The sequence below is a fragment of the Streptomyces sp. NPDC096105 genome, from assembly GCF_044763335.1.
In the GTDB taxonomy this organism is placed as follows: domain Bacteria; phylum Actinomycetota; class Actinomycetes; order Streptomycetales; family Streptomycetaceae; genus Streptomyces.
The window spans coordinates 29,199-48,886 of sequence record NZ_JBIWGC010000019.1 but is presented as its reverse complement, the minus strand read 5'-3'; the positions used below and the strand labels follow the sequence as shown (position 1 = coordinate 48,886).

Genomic DNA, 19,688 nt, shown 5'->3' with positions numbered 1-19,688 from the left:
GGGCCGGCACGTCAGGGGGCGACGCCTGTCCCCGGGACGCGGCTCCAGCCTTTCTCCCGCGCGGCCGTCATCGCCGGCCGGGACGTGCCGCCCGGGCGGGGTCCCACCCGCGAGGCGTGCGACGCCGGCCGGTAGGCCGGTGCTCCGGGTCGTGGAAGCGCCCGGTGGCGCGCACGCGGCCGAACGCGGGGCAGGAGGCGGTGACCGGCCGCGGCGACCGGCCACTGCCCCGTGCGCGCCCAGCGCTCCGGTGCCGCCGGCGGGGCGGCCCGCCCGGCGCCGCTCAGCGCGGAGCGCCCGTCGCTGAACGTCCGCGCCAGCCGCCGCTCGCGGTGCGCGCCCCGCAACACGTGACGGCAGGCCGCCCCGTGCCCGACGTACGCGGCCGGGCCGTCCTCGGCGTGCGGCATCGGCGCCGGGACCGCCGCCCGCCCGGCGAGGCCGCTGCCGTACGACTGGTCGCGCACGGCCGTCGGGCCGGCGGCGAACCGCTCCACGCCCGCGTCGAGCACCTCGTCGTCGTGCGCACCGGAGTACGGCGCCCCGCGGCCGGAGAACGGGTCACGTCGGCCCAGCCGCTCGCGCACGCCGCTCGTTCGCCCCGTCGTTCAGCCCGCGCCACGGTCCTCCTCCCGCTGCGGCCGTCCGGGCGGGGCGGACTCGCCCGCGGTCAGATGCTCCAGCACCTCCACCAGTTCCTGGCACGCCCGCTCCACGGACCGCCGGGTGTTGTGCTGCTCGGTGATCACCGCGGACAGCAGCAGCGAGGTCAGGGCCGCCGCCGCGTTGAACGCCTGCAGACTGACCATGACCTGCAGGTCCGACAGATGCGCGAACGTGCCCGCCCGTTCGGTCGCCGCGTCCGTCGCCAGCAGGGAGGCGAACAGGGCGCACAGCATGCTGCCGGGCAGCTCGAACCGCAGCGCCGCCCAGATCAGCAGCGGCTGGACGGAGAACAGCAGACTGTCCGAGCCGTGCGTGGCGAACGGCACGAGGACGCCCGCGACCGCCGCCAGGCCCAGCGCCTCCTTCCAGCGTCTCCAGTGCACGGGGGAGCGCGCCCGGGGCAGGATCAGCAGCACCGGGGCGACGAGCAGCACCCCCATCGCGTCGCCCACCCACCAGGCCAGCCACACCGGCCAGAAGCGTCCGGCCGGCAGGTCGCCCGTGCCGAGGAGCACCAGCGCGCCGGTCGTGGAACTGATCAGCATGGCGGCGAACCCGCCGAGGAACACCAGGCTGAGGCAGTCGCGTAACCGGCCGAGGCCGGTGCGGAAACCCGCCCTGCGCAGCAACAGGTACGCGCACAGCGGCGCCACGGTGGCGCCGAGGAGCACGCCCAGCGAGGACCACTCCAACGACGTGAGACGGACGAGCACCAGCAGCGCGCCCAGGGTGATGCCCGGCCAGCAGCGCGGTCCGAAGAGCAGCAGGGAGGCGACGGCGACCCCGGTCGGCGGCCAGACGGGGGACACCACCGAGCCGTCGACGGTCAGTTCGTACAGCAGCCCGAGGCGGCCCCCGGCGTAGCAGCAGGCGGCGACGGCCAGCGTCTGGAGCGCGTAGACGGCCGGTGCACGGAGATCCTGGCGAGCCACCACACCTGCCATCACACACCGAGGCGGCCGCGACGGCGAGGCGGGAGGCGCGGGGCTGTCGGCCCTATGGCTGACCGCCCAGCCGGTCGTGCCCGATCACCAGCACCGCCGCGTCGTCGTCGTGCCCCACCTCGGTCGCGCCCTTGATCACGGCGGCGGCGAGCGCGTCCGCGTCCATGCCCGCCACCGCCGCGATGCCCGCGAGCCGCGACACCTGCTCCAGCCCCTCGTCCAGATGCAGCGACGGACCCTCCACGACCCCGTCGGTGACCATCACGAACACCCCGCCGGAGTCCAGCCGGTACCGGGTCACCGGGAACACCGCGCCGGACTGCACGCCCAGCGGCGGACCGCCCTCGTCGTCCGTCACGCCGGACCGCCCGTCCGCGGTGGCCCACACGCACGGCAGATGACCGGCGCGGGCGCTCTCCAGCAGCCGGGTCACCGGGTCGAGGCGCATGAAGGTGCAGGTCGCGAAGAGGTCCGAGCTCAGCGTCAGCAGCAGCTCGTTCGTCCGCGCCAGCAGCTCGCCCGGGTCGCTGTCCACGGAGGCCAGCGCCCGCAGCCCGACCCGGACCTGCCCCATGAAGGCGGCCGCCTCGATGTTGTGCCCCTGCACGTCGCCGATGGACAGGCCGATCCGCCCGTCGGGCATGGTGAAGGCGTCGTACCAGTCGCCGCCCACGTTGAGGCCCTGGTTGGCGGGCACGTACCGCACCGCGAGCCGTACGCCGTCGGCGGTGGGCAGCCCCCTCGGCAGCATCCCGCGCTGCAGGGCCACGGCCAGCTCCACCCGGGAGCGCTGCACCTCCGCCGCCGCACGGGCCTGGGCCGTCAGCGTCCCGAGCCTGGTCAGCAGCTCGTCGCCGTGGTCCTTGGAGCCGGTGCGGGACATGGATCACTCACTCGGACGGGGACACTCCCGGCCCCCTCGAAAGGGACGAACCGGAGAAAAGCCGCATGCGTCAGGATGATAGGCAGAACGCGTTTGGCCGGGCCAGTCGGTGTGAAGGCTGGCCGCATGGAGCAGCGCGAGATCATGCAGCGGAGCGTCGGCATCCTCACGGAGGCCCTGGAGATGCGGCGCCGGCTGCGTGCGGACCCGGACGCCGACGTGACCGCCGACAGTGCGGTGGCCGGACTCCTGGAGGACATGCTGCCGCGCATCCAGCTCCCGGCCGACGCCACCGCGCGCGAGGTGGCGGAGATCGTCACCGAGAAGCTCGGGCCGGCCATCGTGCAGATCACCTCGGCGCTCACCTTCGCCTTCGTCCAGCTCGCCGAGATCCACGACGAGGGCCGCACCGACGTGTCGTCCGCCGACGTCCTGCGCTCCATCTCGCTGCACTACGAGACCGGAAGGGATTGAGCCGTTGCCGAACCGCCTTGTGACACACGGCGGTTGAGGAGCGGGTGAGTGGGAAGGGTTGTCCCGCGATCCAGCCCGACAACGATGTCACCTCTTGGACGGAGGCCCCCGTGCCCAGATCGTCGCGCTCAGCGCCAGGCGGCCCGCGCCGGACGCTCCCCGCCGCCCTCCTCACCCTGCTGCTCTGCGCCGTGCTCGCCCTGTCCGCCCTCACCCCGCCCGCGCAGGCCGCCGGGCGGGGCGGCGCCTGGACCGTGCACCAGCCCGGCGCGCCGCGGGACGGCGTCACGGCCGTCGTGCGCCTCGACCCCGCGGGCGGCACCCTCACCCTGACCGCGCGCAAGGGCGCCACCACGGTGCTCGAACCGGCTCCCCTCGGCATCGTCACCTCCGCAGCCGACCTCACCTCGGGACTGCGCGCGGAGTCCCGGCACACCCGGCAGGTGACCGAGCGGTACGCCATGACCACCGGCAAACGGCTCCGCCGCACCGCGCGCATGACGGAGACGCGGTTCACCTTCACCGGCCGGGACGGCGCCCGCCTCGGCCTGGTGGTCCGGGTCGCCGCCGACGGCGTCGCCTACCGCTACGTCCTGCCCGGCCCCGGCACGGTCACGGTCCGGCGGGAGGCGTCCGCGTTCCGGCCGCCCGCCGCCGCGCGGGCCTGGCTCACGCCCTACTCGGTCAACTACGAGCGCCTGTACGCCCCGGCCACCGCGGCGGGCGCGGCCGCCGGCGCCTACGCCTACCCGGCGCTGTTCCAGGCCGGGGACACGTACGCCCTGCTCACCGAGTCGGACGTCGACGGCCGGTACGACGCGAGCCGGCTGGTGCACGAGGGCGACGGGCGCTACGCGGTGCGCCTGGCGGACCCGGAGGTGACCTCGCGGGGGCCGCTGGCCACGCCCTGGCGGACGGCCGTCGTCGGCGATCTCGCCACCGTCACGGAGTCCACCCTCGTCGACGACCTCGCCCCGCCGTCGCGCATCGCGGACACCTCGTGGATCCGGCCCGGCAAGGTCGCCTGGTCCTGGCTGGACGGCTTCGGCGCCGCACAGCGCGACCTCGCCGCCCAGCAGCGCTTCGTCGACCTCGCCGCGGCCCACGGCTGGCCGTACACCCTGGTCGACGACGGCTGGAAGACCACCGGCTGGATGCCCGAGCTGATCGCGTACGCCCGGCAGCGGGGCGTCGAGGTCCTGCTGTGGGTGCACTACAGCGACCTGGACACGGCGGCCGAGCGCGCCGAGTTCCTGCCCCGGGTGAAGCAGTGGGGCGCGGCCGGACTGAAGATCGACTTCATGGACTCCGACTCCCAGGAGCGCTTCCGCTGGTACGACGCCGTCCTCCGGGACACCGCCCGGCACCGGCTGCTCGTCAACTTCCACGGCGCGACCCTGCCCAAGGGCGTCCAGCGGACCTGGCCGCACGTGATGACCCTGGAGGCGGTGTACGGCGCCGAGCAGGGCACCGTGCCCGCGGCGGGGCTGACGGCGCTGCCGTACACCCGCAACGTGGTCGGTTCGATGGACTACACGCCGATGGGCTTCCAGTTCGGCACCCGGACCGTCTCCGACGCGGCCGAACTGGCGCTGTCGGTGGTCTTCGAGTCCGGCTTCCAGAACTTCGCCGGCTCGGTCGCCGCCTACCGGGAGCGGCCGGAGCTGGCCCGGTTCCTGGAGCAGGTGCCGGCCGTGTGGGACGAGACGCGCCTGCTGTCCGGGCGGCCCGGGAAGAGCGCGACGTTCGCCCGGCGCCACGGCGACCGCTGGTTCCTGGGCGGCGTCCACGCCGGTGCGGCCGGGACGGAGCGGGTGCCACTGGACTTCCTGGGCGGCGGACGCTGGCTGGCGGAGGTCGTCCGGGACGGCGAGGACGGCGGGCTGCTGCGCGAACGGCACCTCGTCACCCGCCGGGACGCCCTGGACGTGCCGACGGCCGAGCACGGCGGATTCGCCGCGCAGGTCTGCCGGTTCACGCCCGGCCGCGACACCTGCGACCGGCCGGTGACCCGGCTGCCGCTCACCGCGCTCACCGCCGGTCCGGCGCGCGCCGAGACGGACCCGGGAGGCTCCGTCGCCGTCACCGGCCGCTTCGCGGTGGAGGAGTCCGGGCCCGCCACGGAGGTCCGGCTGACGCTCGGCGCCCCCGACGGCTGGACCGTCGACGGCGAGGACCCCACGGCCGCCGGACTGCCCACGGGGGAGGAACTGTCGGGCGACTGGACCGTGCGGGCGCCGTCGGACGTGCGGCCCGGCGGCTACGACCTGACCGTGCGCGCGGAGTACCGCACGCCCCACCGGCCGGGCTCCGGGGTGCTGCGGGCGGAGCGCTCGGTGCGGGTGTTCGTGCCGGAGCCGGGCGTCACCTACGTGAGCGACCTGCCGTTCATCACCGGGCGCAACGGGTGGGGGCCGGTCGAGCGCGACATGTCCAACGGTGAGCGCGACCCCGCCGACGGGCGGCCGCTCACCTTGCGGGGCGCGGTGTACGACAAGGGCCTCGGGACGCACGCGGCCGGCGAGGTGGTCGTCGCACTCGACGGCCGGTACCGGCGGTTCGCGGCCGTGGTCGGGGTCGACGACGAGGTCGGCGGCAAGGGCACCGTGGCCTTCGAGGCGCTCGGCGACGGCCGGAGCCTGCTGACCACCGAGGTGCTCGGCGGCGCCGACCCGGCCCTGCGCGTCGACGTGGACGTCACCGGCGTACGGCAGTTGGCCCTGCGGGTGCTGGACGGCGGGGACGGCGTCGACTCCGACCACGCCGACTGGGCGGACGCGCGGCTCACGCCGTAGCGGCGGACGGGCGGGTCCACGGGCGGAAGGGCCGTGGACCCGCCCGTCCGGCGGACGCGGGCGTGCGCGCAGACTTGACAGTGTACGCACAAGTAGCGACGCTCCCGAGGGGGGATCTGTGCGGATCGTGGCGCCTCGCAGGGCGAGTTCGGCCATGACCGCTCCGTCGACGGAGGGACCCGCCGGTGACCACCTCTCGCACAGGACGACCCCTCGGGGTCGTGACGCTGCTCCTCCTCGTCCTGGCCGCCGCGCTCACGCCCACCTCCAGTTCCGCCGCCGACGGCCCCTGGTGGGACCCGGTCGCCAGGCCCGCCCCGGACTCGCGGATCGATGTGACCGGTGAGCCGTTCAAGGGGACCGACTCCGCCGGCCGGGTGCGCGGATTCGTCGACGCGCACAACCACATCATGTCCAACGAGGCCTTCGGCGGACGGCTCATCTGCGGCAAGGCGTTCTCCGAGAAGGGCATCGCGGACGCGCTCAAGGACTGCCCCGAGCACTATCCCGACGGCTCCCTCGCCGTCTTCGACTTCCTCACCAACGGCGGTGACGGCCGCCACGACCCGGACGGCTGGCCCACCTTCGCCGACTGGCCCGCGCACGACTCGCTGACCCACCAGCAGAACTACTACGCCTGGATCGAGCGCGCCTGGCGGGGCGGCCAGCGCGTGCTGGTCAACGACCTCGTCACCAACGGCGTCATCTGCTCGGTGTACTTCTTCAAGGACCGCGGCTGCGACGAGATGACCTCCATCCGCCTCCAGGCCCGGCTCACCTACCGGATGCAGGACCACGTCGACGCCATGTACGGCGGGCCGGGCAAGGGATGGTTCCGGATCGTCACCGACAGCGCGCAGGCGCGTGAGGTGATCGAGCAGGGCAAGCTGGCCGTGGTGCTCGGAGTCGAGATGTCGGAGCCCTTCGGCTGCAAGCAGGTCCTGGACGTCGCGCAGTGCGACCGGGACGACATCGACGCCGGCCTCGACGAGCTGTACGACCTGGGCGTGCGCAGCATGTTCCTGTGCCACAAGTTCGACAACGCGCTGTGCGGGGTGCGTTTCGACCCCGGCGCGCTCGGCACCGCCGTCAACGTCGGGCAGTTCCTGTCCACCGGCACCTTCTGGCGCACCGAGCCGTGCACCGGCCCGCAGCACGACAACCCCATCGGCCTCGCCGCCGCCCCCGGCGCCGAACGACACCTCCCCGCGGGTGTGGAGGTCCCGGCCTACGACGCGGACGCGCGGTGCAACGTGCGCGGGCTGACCGACCTCGGCGAGTACGCCGTGCGCGGCCTGATGCAGCGCACCATGATGCTCGAGATCGACCACATGAGCGTCAAGGCGGCCGGCCGGGTCCTCGACCTCTTCGAGGCCGCGTCCTACCCGGGCGTCCTCTCCTCGCACAGCTGGATGGACCTGGACTGGACCGAACGCCTCTACCGGCTCGGCGGGTTCACCGCCCAGTACATGAACGGCTCCGAGCAGTTCGTCGCCGAGGCCGGGCGCACGGAAGAACTGCGGGACACGTACGGCGTCGGTTACGGCTTCGGCACCGACATGAACGGCGTCGGCGGCTGGCCCGCCCCGCGCGGCGCGGACGCCCCGAACCCCGTCCGCTATCCCTTCCGCAGCGCCGACGGCGGCTCCGTCCTCGACCGGCAGACCACGGGGCGGCGCACCTGGGACCTGAACACCGACGGAGCGGCGCACTACGGGCTGGTGCCCGACTGGATCGAGGACATCCGGCGCGTCGGCGGGCAGGACGTGGTGGACGACCTCTTCCGGGGCGCCGAGTCCTACCTGGGGACGTGGGGCGCCACCGAACGGCACCGCCCGGCGGAGAACCTCGCCCGGGGCGCCCGGGCGACGGCCTCCTCCACCGAGTGGAACCCGTTCACCGACCATGCGCCCGCCCGGGCCGTGGACGGCGACCGGAGCACCCGCTGGGCCGGCGACCGGACCGACGACCAGTGGCTGAGCCTCGACCTCGGCGCGACCCACCGGGTCGGACGCGTCACCCTCGACTGGGAACGCGCGTACGCCACTTCGTACCGCGTCGACGTGTCGGCCGACGGCACGCACTGGCGCACCGTCCGGTCCACGACCGCGGGCGACGGCGGGCTGGACACGGCCGTGTTCACCCCCGTCGAGGCCCGTCACGTCCGCCTGCGGTTCCTGGACCGGGGGACGCGGTGGGGATATTCGCTCCGCGAGGTCGGGGTGCACGGCGGCTGAGGAAGAGGAAGCGCGCGCCGGGTGCTCGCCCGCGCCCCTGGTCGTGGCGGCCCGGTACGGCTTCTCCGGCCCCTCGGCGCGACACAGCCGTCCGGCCACGGCTGTCTGCCGCGCCTCGTCGCCGCACCCCTCACGGGGCATGCCTCACTCCTCGCGGAGCGGCACGAGGCCGGCGACCCGGCGGCGACCGTCACACGGGGCGGCGGGTGCTCCGCGGAAGGTCCTCCGCCAGCAGAACGCGCACCGCGTCCAGCGCCGCGGCACGGTCGGCCGGGACCAGGCCGATGCGGGTACGGCGGTCCAGGACGTCCTCCTCGTCCAGCGCGCCCTCGTGCCGCACGGCCCACAGCACCTCCGCGCCGGTGACCGGGTGGCCGGGCAGGACCGGCCCGGTGAGACGGGGGTCGCGCTCGGCGAGCGCCAGGACCGCCGGCGCCTCGGTGCCGTGGCGGCGGACGAGGCGGCGGGGCGCGGGCAGGACGGCGAGGGCGTGCGGCGGAGCCGCGCCCACCAGGGGCAGGGAGGCGGTGGTGGACGGGCCGGCGGCCAGACCCCGGAGCCGGACGGCCGCGTCGACGGCGTCCTCGGCCATCCGCCGGTACGTGGTGAGCTTGCCGCCGACCACCGTGACGACGCCCTCCGACGAGGTCAGCACCGCGTGGCGCCGGGAGATGTCGGCGGTCCGCGGCGGCGCGTCCGCGTGCTCCGGCGCGGTGTCCAGCAGGGGGCGCAGACCGGCGAACGCGCCCACCACGTCGTCGCGGTGCACCGGTGCGTGCAGGACCGAGCCGAGGACGTCCAGCAGGAAGCCGATGTCCGTCTCCGGGGCCTCGGTGACGTCGGGAATGTCGCCGTCCACGGGTTCGTCGGTGAGGCCGACGTAGACCCGGCCGTCGTCCTGGGGGAGGACCAGGACGAAGCGGTTGGTCTCCCCGGGCACGGGGATGTGCAGTCCCGCGGCCAGCGGTCCGAGGCTCTCCGGGCGGAGCACGAGGTGGGTGCCGCGGGAGGGGCGGATGCGGACCCCGTCGACGAGGCCGCCCGCCCACACCCCGGCGGCGTTGATCACCGCGGAAGCGCGGATCTCGCCCTCCTCGCCGGTGCGCTCGTCCCGGACCCGCGCACCGGTCGCGGTCAGCTCCAGCGCCCGGACGCGGGTGAGGATCCGCGCGCCGCGCGCGGCGGCCGTACGGGCCAGCGCGGTCACCAGCCGGGCGTCGTCGGTGAGCCGCCCGTCCCACGACAGCAGTCCGCCGCGCAGACCGTCGAGCCGCAGCGCGGGCGCGAGATGGCGGGTCTCCACCACGGAGAGCCGGCGCGGCGCCGGGAGCGTGGCCCGCGCCGTGCGCGCCGCCAGCCGCAGGGTGTCCCCGGCGTGGAAACCGGCCCGTGCCAGGGCTGCCTGACCGCGCGACACCAGCGGGGTGAGCGGCAGCACGAACGGCTGGGCGTGGACCAGATGGGGCGCCGTGCGCTCCATCAGGATCCCGCGCTCCACCGCGCTCTCGTGGGCGACGTCGAGGCGGCCGGAGGCCAGGTAGCGGAGCCCGCCGTGGACCAGCTTGCTGCTGAAGCGGGAGGTGCCGAACGCCAGGTCGTGAGCGTCGACGGCCACCACCCGCAGTCCGCGCGCCGCGGCGTCCAGGGCGGCGCCCGCGCCGGTCACGCCGAGGCCGACGACCAGCACGTCCACGGCGTCGCCGTTCACGGAGCCGGTCAGTTCGCGGGCGCGCCGGGCGGCGGACAGGGACGAGCCGCTGAGGGGGGTCATGGCGTGAGGGTCCTCTCCAGGATGCCGCGCAGCTCGCCGAGGAACGCCTCGGCGGTCAGCTCGGGGTCGTCCTCGTCGGTCATGGTCCGCAGGGACAGGGTGAAGGACTGCACGATCAGCAGCACCGACCGCGCCTGCCGTGCGACGGGCGCGACGCGCACCGAGCCGTCGGCGTGCCCCTCGCGCAGCACACCGGCCAGCAGCTCCAGCAGGGCCTCCTGGCTCGCCCCGCGGCGGTCCAGCACGTAGGGGAGGAGCAGCTCGGGGTCGACGTCGAGGATCTTGCGGAAGAGCGGGTGGGCCACGAAGTCCCGCACCGCGACGACGAGTCCCTCGGTGAGCAGCTCCCGCGCGGACACGTCCGGTCTGCGCTCGGGCAGGGCTCCGGTGGCCACCGCGATCCACTCCCGGGTCATCAGGTCGCCGACCAGGGACCGTACGTCGGGCCAGCGCCGGTACAGCGTCATGCGGGAGACGCCGGCGCGGCGGGCCACGTCGGTGAGCGTGGTGCGGCGGACCCCGACGGCCAGCACGCAGTCGCGTACCGCGTCGAGCACCGCGTCGTTGTCCGAACCTGCCGAGCCGTTACCTGCCGAGCCGTTGTGACGAATAGGCGTCATGTGTCACAGTGTAACGCCACGTGAGGCCGTCGGGCGACGGCATCGCTCTCTTCCGACCCGTGAGGACGACAGACATGGACATGCTCTGGAGCGGCTGGGGCGACCCGCAGCGGGCGGCCCCGCTGCCCGACGCGGTGACCGGGCTGCTGCGCGACCTGCTCGGCGTCAAGCCGCGGGAGACGGCGCCCGTCGCCCTGGAGGACCTGCCCGTCCCCGCGAGCCCGCTCGCCCCCGACGCGCACCGCGCCCTCGCCGCCGCGCTGGGCGACGAGGCCCACGTCCGCACCGACGCCGAGACCCGCGTCCGGCACACCCGCGGCAAGTCCACCCCCGACCTGCTGCGCATCCGCGGCGGCGACCTCGCCGCCGCGCTTCCCGCGGCCGTCCTGCTGCCCGCCACGCACGACGAGGTGCTGGCCGTGCTCCGGCTGTGCGCGGAACACGGCCTGACCGCCGTGCCGTTCGGCGGCGGCACCTCCGTCGTCGGCGGCCTCGCCCCGGAGGCGCGCGGCCCCTTCGTCGCCCTGGACCTGCGGCGCATGAACCGCCTGCTCGACCTCGACCCGGTCTCCCGCACCGCCACCCTGCAGCCCGGCCTGCGGGCGCCGCAGGCCGAGTCGCTCCTCGCCGGACACGGCTTCACCCTGGGCCACTTCCCGCAGTCCTACGAATGGGCCACCATCGGCGGCTTCGCCGCCACCCGCTCCAGCGGCCAGGCCTCCGCCGGGTACGGCCGCTTCGACGAGATGGTCCTCTCCCTCACCCTCGCCACCCCCGAGGGCACCCTCGACACCGGCCGCGCCCCCCGCTCCGCCGCCGGCCCCGACCTGCGCCAGCTCCTCCTCGGCTCGGAGGGCGCCTTCGGCGTCATCACCTCGGTGACCGTACGCGTCCGCCCCGTGCCGCGGACCCGCGTCCACGAAGGCTGGAGGTTCCCCACCTTCGACGCGGGCGCCGCCGCCCTGCGCCGGCTCGCCCAGGACGGGCCCCGCCCCACCGTGCTGCGCCTGTCCGACGAGACCGAGACCCTCGTCGGCCTCGCCCACCCCGAGGCGATCGGCTCCGGCGGCCTCCGGGCGAACGGCTGCACCGCCGTCGCCGGCTACGAGGGCACCGAGGAGGACACGACGTACCGGCGCGAGCGCGCCGCCGCCGTCCTGCGGGAGTGCGGCGGCACCCCTCTCGGCGAGGAGCCCGGCCGGCGCTGGGCCCACGGCCGCTACGCCGCGCCGTACCTGCGGGACGCCCTCCTCGACGCCGGGGCCTTCGCGGAGACGCTGGAGACGGCGACGTTCTGGTCCCGCCTCCCCGGGCTGTACGCCGCCGTCCGCGGCGCCCTCACCGCCGCCCTCACCGGGGCCGGCACCCCGCCGCTGGTCATGTGCCACATCTCCCACGTCTACGAGAACGGCGCCTCCCTGTACTTCACGGTGGTGTCCGCGCAGGGCGAGGATCCGGTGGCGCACTGGACACGCGCCAAGCACGCCGCCAACGAGGCGATCCTCGCCGCCGGCGGCACCATCAGCCACCACCACGGCGTCGGCACCGACCACCGCGACTGGTACCTCCGCGAGGCGGGCCCGCTCGGCGTCGACGCACTGCGTGCGGTGAAGCGCCGGCTGGACCCGGCGGGGGTCCTCAGCCCCGGCGTCCTGCTGCCGTCCGACTGACCGGCACCGGTCCCGTCCCGGGGCGTGGCGCAGGCCCGCCGACCGGGCTCCCCCCTCCCGGACCGTGGTCGCCGGTCGCACGCCGCGCCCTCCTCCCGGGCCGTGGCCGCCGGTCGCACCGCCCGCCCCGGGCCACCGGTCCGGTGACCCCGCCGGTCACTACGCCCGCCCGGGTCCCGCACCCCTTTCCCATCCCGTCGGCCGCCCCCGGAGGCACCCGATGCGACAGTTCACCGCCGTCGTCAATCCCACCGCGGGCGCGGCCGGTTCCGCCGCCGTGCTGCTCGCCGTCGCCCGGCATCTGCGCGAGGCGGGCGCGGAACTGGTGACCGAGTACAGCCGGAGTCTGGGCCACGCCAGGGAACTGGCGCTCACGGCCGGGCGGTCGGGCCGTACCGTGCTGGCCGTCGGCGGGGACGGCATGGCCGGCTGCGTCGGCGGCGCCCTCAGCGGCACCGGTGCCGCGCTCGGCCTGGTTCCGGCCGGCCGGGGCAACGACTTCGCCCGGGCGCTCGGCCTGCCCCGGGACCCGGAGGCCCTGGCCGCGCTCCTGCTGCACGCCGAGCCGCGCCCGGTCGACACCATCGAGGTCACCTCGGCCGCGCACGACCGCACCGTCGTGCTCGGCAGCGTCTACGCCGGGGTGGACGCGCTCGCCAACCGGCACGCCAACCGCTCCCGCCTGCTGCGGGGTTCGGCGTCCTACTACGCGGGCGGCCTGCGGGCCGTCACCACCTGGCGCCCGGCCCGCTACCGGGTCACCGTCGACGGCACGGAGCACACCCACACGGGCTACACCGTGGTGGCCGCCAACTCCGGTACGTACGGATCCGGCCGCCTCGTCGCCCCGGACGCCCGGCTGGACGACGGCCTGCTGGACGTCGTCATGATCCGGGACGCGCCCCGCCTGCTGTTCTTCGCCCTGATGAACGAACTGCGCACCGGCACCCACGTGCGCCGCCCCCAGGTGCGCGTCCTGCGCGGCCACGAGATCCGCATCGAGGCCGACCGGGCGATGCCGTACGGCACGGACGGAGAGGTCGAGGCGACCCTGCCCGTCACGGCGAGGATTCTTCCGGGGGCGCTGAACGTCCTCCACTGAACCCCGGCCGGACGCCGTCGGGGCAGGTGAGCGGCGTCCCCGGCCCGGTGCCGGTGCACAAGCCGGGAGCCACCGGCCATTACCGGACACGTCCCAAGACTGGATCTGTTCGTTCTCTGGAACTGTTCGCGTCCTCGGCGATAGGTTCGGCGCATGACCGCATCCCGGCCGTCCCGGCCACCGCCGGGGAGCCGCCCGGTGCGGGGCTTCGCGTGACCCCCGCCCGCGTCGTGCTCCTCGACACCGTCCGTCGTCGCGGCCGTCGCGGCGTCGGGACCGTCGCCGCGGGACTGCACGCGCCGAGCGCCGCGGGCCCGGTGCGGCGTCTCGCACCGGCGGGCGGCGCCTCCCTCCACGAGGGACGGACCGGGGACGACCGCGCGGCCGGCGAGCCGCCCTGCCGGGCCGCGTCCGTCGGCCACGGCCTCGAGGCCGACGGGGCCGAAGCCGTCCCCCGGGGCCCGTGCCCCGGAAGTTCCACCTCCCGCAGTGCCTGAGCTGCACGGACCCTTTTCGCCCGGAAGGACTTCCATGACCGAGAACCATGACGCGATCGTCACCGATCCCAAGGCGGAGGAGGCAGGCGGCTGCCCGGTGGCGCACGATCGCGCGCCGCACCCCACCCAGGGCGGCGGCAACCGTCAGTGGTGGCCCGACCGTCTGAACCTGAAGATCCTCGCGAAGAACCCGCCGGCCGCGAACCCGCTCGGCGAGGACTTCGACTACGCGGCGGCGTTCCGGTCGCTCGACCTGCCGGCGGTGAAGCGGGACATCGCCGAGGTCCTCACCACCTCGCAGGACTGGTGGCCGGCCGACTTCGGCCACTACGGTCCGCTGATCGTCCGCATGGCCTGGCACAGCGCCGGCACCTACCGCATCAGCGACGGCCGCGGCGGCGCCGGCTCCGGCCAGCAGCGGTTCGCCCCGCTCAACAGCTGGCCGGACAACGCCAACCTCGACAAGGCCCGCCGCCTGCTGTGGCCGGTGAAGAAGAAGTACGGCCAGAGCCTGTCCTGGGCCGACCTGCTGATCCTCGCGGGCAACGTCGCGCTGGAGACGATGGGCTTCAAGACCTTCGGCTTCGGCGGCGGCCGCGAGGACGTGTGGGAGCCGGAGGACGACGTCTACTGGGGTCCCGAGACCACCTGGCTCGACGACCGGCGCTACTCCGGCGACCGCGAGCTGGAGAACCCGCTCGGCGCCGTCCAGATGGGCCTCATCTACGTCAACCCCGAGGGCCCGGGCGGCAACCCCGACCCGATCGCCGCGGCCCGCGACATCCGTGAGACGTTCCGCCGGATGGCGATGAACGACGAGGAGACCGTCGCCCTGATCGCCGGCGGCCACACCGTCGGCAAGACCCACGGCGCGGGCCCCGCCGACCACGTCGGCCCCGACCCCGAGGCCGCCTCCATGGAGGAGCAGGGTCTGGGCTGGCGGAACACCTACGGCACCGGCAAGGGCGCCGACACCGTCACCTCCGGCCTGGAGGTCACCTGGACCGCCACGCCGACCCGGTGGAGCAACGGGTTCTTCAAGAACCTGTTCGAGTACGAGTACGAGCTGACCGAGTCCCCGGCCGGCGCCAAGCAGTGGGTGGCCAAGGACGCCGAGGCCGTCATCCCCGACGCGCACGACCCCTCGAAGAAGCACCGGCCGACGATGCTCACGACCGACCTGGCGCTGCGCTTCGACCCGGTCTACGAGCAGATCTCCCGCCGGTTCCACGAGAACCCGGAGGAGTTCGCGGACGCCTTCGCCCGCGCCTGGTACAAGCTCACCCACCGCGACATGGGCCCGAAGTCCCTCTACCTCGGCCCCGAGGTCCCGGAGGAGACGCTGCTGTGGCAGGACCCGCTGCCGGAGCGCACCCACGAGCTGGTCGACGCCGCCGACATCGCCTCGCTGAAGGAGCGCGTCCTCGCCACCGGCGTGTCCGTGTCCGACCTCGTGTCGACGGCGTGGGCGGCGGCCTCCTCCTTCCGCGGCAGCGACAAGCGCGGCGGCGCCGACGGCGGCCGTATCCGCCTGGAGCCGCAGCGCGGCTGGGAGGTCAACGACCCCGACCGCCTCACGGGCGTCATCCGCGCCCTGGAGGGCGTCCAGGAGGAGTTCAACGCCGGGCAGACCGGCGGCAAGCGGGTCTCCTTCGCCGACCTGGTGGTGCTCGGCGGTGTCGCCGCCGTGGAGAAGGCCGCCAAGGACGCCGGCTTCGACGTCGAGGTGCCCTTCACCCCGGGCCGCGTCGACGCCACGCAGGAGCAGACGGATGTCGAGTCCTTCGCCGCGCTCGAGCCGACCGCCGACGGCTTCCGCAACTACCTGGGCAAGGGCAACCGGCTGGGGGCCGAGTACCTGCTGGTCGACAAGGCCAACCTGCTCGGCCTGAGCGCCCCCGAGATGACGGTGCTCGTCGGCGGCCTGCGGGTCCTCGGCGCCACCCACCAGCGGTCGTCCCAGGGCGTGTTCACCGCGACCCCGGGCCTCCTCACCAACGACTTCTTCGTCAACCTGCTCGACATGGGCACCACGTGGAAGCCGACGTCCGAGGACCGGACCGCGTTCGAGGGCCGCGACGCCGCCACCGGCGAGGTGAAGTGGACCGGCTCCCGCGCCGACCTGGTGTTCGGCTCCAACTCCGAGCTGCGCGCCCTCGCCGAGGTCTACGCGAGCGACGACGCCGGGGAGAAGTTCGTGCGGGACTTCGTCACGGCGTGGGACAAGGTCATGAACCTCGACCGGTTCGACCTCGTCTGATCCGCACGGCCCGTCCGGTCCCTCCGGCGCGCCGATCCACCCGTCCGGGCCGGTTCCCTCTCCAGGGGGCCGGCCCGGACGGCCGTCCGCCCGAGATGCGCGCGGCGGCCGCTGCCACCAGGGTGGGAAGCGGCCCACGGCCGACACGGAGGAGGCACCGGTCATGGCGAAGGACAGCAGGAAGCCCGGGAAGGACCCGCACGAGGGCGACCACGTCGCCTGGAGCAGCCACGGCAGCGAGACGACGGGCGAGGTCGAGCGGAAGATCACCGAGCGGACCGAGGCGGCCGGACGCACCGTCGCGGCCTCCGAGGAGGAGCCGCAGTACGAGGTGCGCAGCGACAAGTCCGGCAAGACGGCGGTGCACAAGCCGTCCGCGCTCAAGAAGAGGAAGTGAGCGCCGTGGCCGCGGACGACGAGGAGACCTGGAACGAGTTCCGGAAGCTGGTCAACATGAAGCCCGGAGAGCTGGAGAAGTGGCTCGGGACGGACGAGTCGCGGAGCGCGGGCCGGCACAAGGATGGCGGCGAGTCGACCGGGCACGCCTCGGGGCGGCGCATCGTCGCCCTGCTGCGCGCCAGGCGCGCCGACCTCACCGAGGACGACTACGCCCACATGCGCAAGGTCGTCGGCTACCTCCACCGCCACCTCGCGCAGCGCCCGTCCGGTGACGTCACCGACACCCGCTGGCGGCACTCGCTGATGAACTGGGGCCACGACCCACTCGCCGACACCTGATCGCATCGCTATGTCGACACGTCGATTGGGAACGACCGAAAACCGTCGCACGTTGTCGGTGTGAGGTTGCACAATGATCGGAAAAGGAGATCAACTCCGGCGCGGTGCTGGGTAGACGGTCTCGTGTCCGGCTCCGGAAAGGTCCTTCAGATGCTTGCCACCGTCGACCGCTCGAACACCCTCGTCGACCTGCCGACCGTCCGCCGACGGCGCGCCCGGGCGTCCGCCGCCCCGGCCGCCGCGCCCACGTCGCCCGGGACGGCGGCCGACGTGCTGCGCATCATCGCGGACCCGCGCACCCCGACGTACGTCACGGTGTTCGCCAACGGCCGCCGGCGGTACAGCTACTGGCGTCCGATCGACCCGGCCACCGGCAGGGGCGGCTGCTACGCCGCGCTGCCCACCGCCGAGTGCGACGAGCTGCAGGCGGCGGGCCGGATCACGCTCGGCGAGCCGGTCGTCGACCCCAACCGCACGACGTACCGCGTCCGTACGGCCACCCGTGTCACCCAGGCCCCCGCCCGCGCGGTGACGCAGGAACGGCGCCGGGTGGCCTGACGGCCACCGGGCTGCCGGCCGGATCCCGCCAGGTGCCCGCCCCGGGCGCCGGCGTTTTGCGGGAACGGGGCGAAATTCTCGGTCGGACAGGCCGGTCCGGACGTGCGGTTTCCCCGTCCGGCCGTGTGCGTCACCGCAGACCAGCGGACGTTCGTACTTTCCGGTAACGCTGCGAAACGGTCAACTTCACGGACCTCTGTCCGTGTTGTTGTCATGCCCCTGATGTCATTCCTAGCATGGGAGCGCTCCCATCTCCTCTGGAGGTACCGATGCGCCTGCCCGGACACCGGCTCTGGGCCTGGGCGGCGGCCGTCCTCGCGACCGCCGTCGCGCTCACCCTGGCCGTGCTTCTCCCCCCGCAGAGCACCCCTGCCCCACTCGTCCCCGCAGCGGCCGCCGCGCCCGGCGTCGAGGACGACGGCGCCGACTGCCCCGTCCCCCCGCCGGGCTCGACGGCCGCCCGGGCCAAGCTCCCCGACCCGTTCCTCAGGGTGAACGGCACCCGCGTCCCGACCCGTGAGGACTGGCGGTGCCGGCGCGCGGAGATCCGGGAGCTCGCCGAGCGGCACGTCTACGGGGACAAGCCCGCCCGGCCCGACAGCGTCACCGGGACGGTCTCCCGCACCGGCATCACCGTGCAGGTCAGCCACCAGGGCAGGAGCGCCGGCTTCACCGCGGGGGTCGAACTCCCCAGCGGAAACGGCCCGTTCCCGGCCGTCGTGGTGCTCGGCGGGCTCGGCGCGGACACCGCCGCCATCAAGAACGCGGGCGCGGCCGTCATCTCCCTCGACCCCTACGCGCTGGGCCGGGAGGGCACCTCCCGCTCCGCCAAGCAGGGCGCCTTCTACACCCTCTACGGCTCCTCCAGCCCCACCGGACTGCTGATGGCCTGGTCGTGGGGCGTCAGCCGCGTCATCGACGTCATCGAACAGTCCGACGGCGGCGTGCTCCGCGCGGACGCCACCGGGGTCACCGGCTGCTCCCGGTTCGGCAAGGGCGCCTTCGTGGCCGGCGCCTTCGACCAGCGGATCGCCCTCACCATGCCGATCGAGTCGGGCAGCGGGGGCACCGGAGCCTTCCGCGGCATCCCGCAGGAGAGCGGGGCCCAGCCGCTCAGCAGCGCCTACTCCGAACAGCCTTGGCTGGGCGACGCGTTCGGCTCCTTCACCGGCAGCCCCGCGAACCTGCCGGTGGACACCCACCAGATCGTGGGCATGATCGCCCCGCGCGGCCTTCTGATCATGGAGAACCCGCACATCGACTGGCTGGGCGCCCGGTCCGGCAGCCTGGCCGCGCTCGGCGGCGCCGAGGTCTACAGGGCGCTGGGCGCGGGCGGCAACATCAGCTACTGGTCCGACGTCCAGGACGGCACGCACTGCGCGGCCCGCTCGGAGTGGCGCACCCCGCTCCAGCGGAACATCCAGAAGTTCCTGCTCGACTCCGGCGGCTCCTCCGGGGTGTTCAGGGTCTCGCCCGCCAAGTCCGCCGACCTCTCGGCCTGGCGGGACTGGCAGACCCCGGTCCTCGCCGACGGCGGCACCAGCGGGGGCGGCACGGGCGGCGACACCGGCGGGAACGGGGGCAACGGGGGCAACGGCGGCAACGGCGGTGACACCGGCGGGCCGGGCGGCGGGACCGGGGGCCCCGGCACGCCGGGCGACGGCTGCACCGCGGCCTTCCGTACGGTCAACAGCTGGTCCGGCGGGTACCAGGGCGAGGTGACCGTGCGCAACGGAGGCTCCACCGCCCTCCGCGCCTGGACCGTCGAGCTGACGCTCGCCCAGGGACAGTCCCTCGGCAGTGTCTGGAACGGCCGGAACACCGGCACCACGGGCACGATCACGGTGCGCAACGCCGAGTGGAACGGCGCCCTCGCCCCGGCCGGCTCGACCGCCTTCGGCTTCACGGTCGACGGCGGGCCGGGTGCGCCCTCGTCCCTCACCTGCACCGGCGGCTGAACGCAGCGGGCGCACCGCCCGGCCGCCGCGCTCCGCCCGCGCGCCGGCCGGGCGGTGACGCGTGGACGAGAGGAGCGGGCCCGGTCAGGCTATGGACGCCGAGATGACGGCGGACACGGCGATGTTGCAGGACGCGGTCACCCACACCGCCGGGTGGGGTTCGACCTCCACCAGGGTGACGCCCAGGCGCCCGGGGGTGACCAGGTCCACCACGAAGAACGCCACGGCCATCATCACCAGCCCCAGCACGCCGAACGCCGCGGTGGACACCAGGCCCTTGCCGAAGTCGTCGTACGTCGTCCAGATCGAGGTGAACACGATGCCGCCGATGCCGAGCAGCGAGGAGCTGAGCACCACGGCCGCGTTGCGGTTGCGCTCCTGCCAGATCTGCCGGCCGAGCCTGCCCGGCAGCAGCAGGTCGACCAGGAAGATGCCGAGGACCAGCAGGACCAGCCCGAGTGCGCCGTAGGCGCTGGCCCGGCCGAGTCCGTTGACGATGTCGTTCATGGGGTGCG

Annotated in this window: 16 protein-coding genes; 10 read left to right on the top strand and 6 right to left on the bottom strand. The window is 74.5% G+C overall.

All coding sequences use genetic code 11. From position 1 onward, the window contains the following. Positions 1-11: 11 nt before the first annotated feature. From ACIQ8B_RS25500 to ACIQ8B_RS25490, 3 genes are all read right to left on the bottom strand, one after another. A complete protein-coding gene (locus tag ACIQ8B_RS25500) occupies positions 12-587 on the bottom strand; it encodes a hypothetical protein (protein WP_403549909.1) in 576 nt (191 codons plus the stop codon). Positions 588-608: 21 nt separating this feature from the next. Next, positions 609-1,601 carry an MASE1 domain-containing protein gene (locus ACIQ8B_RS25495; protein ID WP_403549907.1) on the bottom strand — a complete coding sequence of 331 codons (993 nt, stop codon included), beginning with the start codon at positions 1,599-1,601 and terminating at the stop codon, positions 609-611. Positions 1,602-1,662: 61 nt separating this feature from the next. After that, positions 1,663-2,493 carry a PP2C family protein-serine/threonine phosphatase gene (locus tag ACIQ8B_RS25490; RefSeq protein WP_290008601.1) on the bottom strand — a complete coding sequence of 277 codons (831 nt, stop codon included), beginning with the start codon at positions 2,491-2,493 and terminating at the stop codon, positions 1,663-1,665. Between the two features lie 126 nt (positions 2,494-2,619). Between ACIQ8B_RS25490 and ACIQ8B_RS25485 the strand changes: the two genes are divergently transcribed. From ACIQ8B_RS25485 to ACIQ8B_RS25475, 3 genes are all read left to right on the top strand, one after another. Further along, entirely contained in the window at positions 2,620-2,967 is a 348-nt protein-coding gene (locus ACIQ8B_RS25485; RefSeq protein ID WP_106415710.1) for a hypothetical protein, read from the top strand. Positions 2,968-3,077: 110 nt separating this feature from the next. Beyond that, positions 3,078-5,762: a glycoside hydrolase family 97 catalytic domain-containing protein gene (locus ACIQ8B_RS25480; protein WP_403549906.1), complete on the top strand. Its 2,685-nt coding sequence runs from the start codon at positions 3,078-3,080 to the stop codon at positions 5,760-5,762. A 185-nt stretch (positions 5,763-5,947) separates the two neighbouring features. Continuing rightward, positions 5,948-7,999, top strand: coding sequence for a discoidin domain-containing protein (locus tag ACIQ8B_RS25475; RefSeq protein WP_403549905.1), 2,052 nt, complete (start codon positions 5,948-5,950; stop codon positions 7,997-7,999). A gap of 190 nt (positions 8,000-8,189) precedes the next feature. On the opposite strand, the gene ACIQ8B_RS25470 is transcribed toward ACIQ8B_RS25475, so the two are convergent. Both ACIQ8B_RS25470 and ACIQ8B_RS25465 read right to left on the bottom strand, forming a co-directional pair. Then, positions 8,190-9,770 (bottom strand): glycerol-3-phosphate dehydrogenase/oxidase, encoded by a 1,581-nt coding sequence (locus tag ACIQ8B_RS25470; RefSeq protein WP_403549903.1) that lies wholly within the window; start codon positions 9,768-9,770, stop codon positions 8,190-8,192. Then, positions 9,767-10,390 (bottom strand): TetR/AcrR family transcriptional regulator, encoded by a 624-nt coding sequence (locus tag ACIQ8B_RS25465; protein WP_403549901.1) that lies wholly within the window; start codon positions 10,388-10,390, stop codon positions 9,767-9,769. The genes ACIQ8B_RS25470 and ACIQ8B_RS25465 overlap by 4 nt, the downstream gene beginning before the upstream one ends. Positions 10,391-10,464: 74 nt before the next feature. Here ACIQ8B_RS25465 and ACIQ8B_RS25460 point away from each other — a divergent pair, with 74 nt between their 5' ends. The 7 genes from ACIQ8B_RS25460 (at position 10,465) to ACIQ8B_RS25430 (ending at position 19,173) form a co-directional block, all read left to right on the top strand. Then, positions 10,465-12,060 (top strand): FAD-binding oxidoreductase, encoded by a 1,596-nt coding sequence (locus ACIQ8B_RS25460; protein ID WP_403549899.1) that lies wholly within the window; start codon positions 10,465-10,467, stop codon positions 12,058-12,060. A gap of 220 nt (positions 12,061-12,280) precedes the next feature. Further along, complete coding sequence (locus ACIQ8B_RS25455) at positions 12,281-13,162, top strand: diacylglycerol/lipid kinase family protein (protein ID WP_403549898.1); 882 nt, start codon at positions 12,281-12,283, stop codon at positions 13,160-13,162. A gap of 531 nt (positions 13,163-13,693) precedes the next feature. Continuing rightward, a complete protein-coding gene (katG, locus tag ACIQ8B_RS25450) occupies positions 13,694-15,919 on the top strand; it encodes a catalase/peroxidase HPI (RefSeq protein WP_403549896.1) in 2,226 nt (741 codons plus the stop codon). 163 nt (positions 15,920-16,082) lie between these two features. Further along, positions 16,083-16,316: a DUF2945 domain-containing protein gene (locus ACIQ8B_RS25445; protein WP_403549894.1), complete on the top strand. Its 234-nt coding sequence runs from the start codon at positions 16,083-16,085 to the stop codon at positions 16,314-16,316. Further along, positions 16,313-16,657, top strand: coding sequence for a DUF3140 domain-containing protein (locus ACIQ8B_RS25440; protein WP_403549892.1), 345 nt, complete (start codon positions 16,313-16,315; stop codon positions 16,655-16,657). The genes ACIQ8B_RS25445 and ACIQ8B_RS25440 overlap by 4 nt, the downstream gene beginning before the upstream one ends. Positions 16,658-16,807: 150 nt before the next feature. Beyond that, positions 16,808-17,215 carry a hypothetical protein gene (locus ACIQ8B_RS25435; RefSeq protein ID WP_290008583.1) on the top strand — a complete coding sequence of 136 codons (408 nt, stop codon included), beginning with the start codon at positions 16,808-16,810 and terminating at the stop codon, positions 17,213-17,215. Between the two features lie 269 nt (positions 17,216-17,484). Beyond that, complete coding sequence (locus ACIQ8B_RS25430) at positions 17,485-19,173, top strand: cellulose binding domain-containing protein (RefSeq protein WP_403549889.1); 1,689 nt, start codon at positions 17,485-17,487, stop codon at positions 19,171-19,173. A gap of 84 nt (positions 19,174-19,257) precedes the next feature. Here the strand turns inward: ACIQ8B_RS25430 and ACIQ8B_RS25425 are convergent, their stop codons facing one another. Continuing rightward, positions 19,258-19,680: a DUF350 domain-containing protein gene (locus tag ACIQ8B_RS25425; protein ID WP_290008579.1), complete on the bottom strand. Its 423-nt coding sequence runs from the start codon at positions 19,678-19,680 to the stop codon at positions 19,258-19,260. Positions 19,681-19,688: the final 8 nt, after the last annotated feature.

Bases quoted from the DNA above. Each gene is read 5' to 3' on its own strand.
- ACIQ8B_RS25430 (WP_403549889.1), top strand. From the start codon at position 17,485: ATGCGCCTGCCCGGACACCGGCTCTGGGCCTGGGCGGCGGCCGTCCTC.
- ACIQ8B_RS25425 (WP_290008579.1), bottom strand. From the start codon at position 19,680: ATGAACGACATCGTCAACGGACTCGGCCGGGCCAGCGCCTACGGCGCA.
- ACIQ8B_RS25455 (WP_403549898.1), top strand. From the start codon at position 12,281: ATGCGACAGTTCACCGCCGTCGTCAATCCCACCGCGGGCGCGGCCGGT.
- ACIQ8B_RS25485 (WP_106415710.1), top strand. From the start codon at position 2,620: ATGGAGCAGCGCGAGATCATGCAGCGGAGCGTCGGCATCCTCACGGAG.
- ACIQ8B_RS25435 (WP_290008583.1), top strand. From the start codon at position 16,808: ATGCTTGCCACCGTCGACCGCTCGAACACCCTCGTCGACCTGCCGACC.
- ACIQ8B_RS25465 (WP_403549901.1), bottom strand. From the start codon at position 10,390: ATGACGCCTATTCGTCACAACGGCTCGGCAGGTAACGGCTCGGCAGGT.
- ACIQ8B_RS25445 (WP_403549894.1), top strand. From the start codon at position 16,083: ATGGCGAAGGACAGCAGGAAGCCCGGGAAGGACCCGCACGAGGGCGAC.
- ACIQ8B_RS25470 (WP_403549903.1), bottom strand. From the start codon at position 9,770: ATGACCCCCCTCAGCGGCTCGTCCCTGTCCGCCGCCCGGCGCGCCCGC.
- ACIQ8B_RS25460 (WP_403549899.1), top strand. From the start codon at position 10,465: ATGGACATGCTCTGGAGCGGCTGGGGCGACCCGCAGCGGGCGGCCCCG.
- ACIQ8B_RS25490 (WP_290008601.1), bottom strand. From the start codon at position 2,493: ATGTCCCGCACCGGCTCCAAGGACCACGGCGACGAGCTGCTGACCAGG.
- katG (WP_403549896.1), top strand. From the start codon at position 13,694: ATGACCGAGAACCATGACGCGATCGTCACCGATCCCAAGGCGGAGGAG.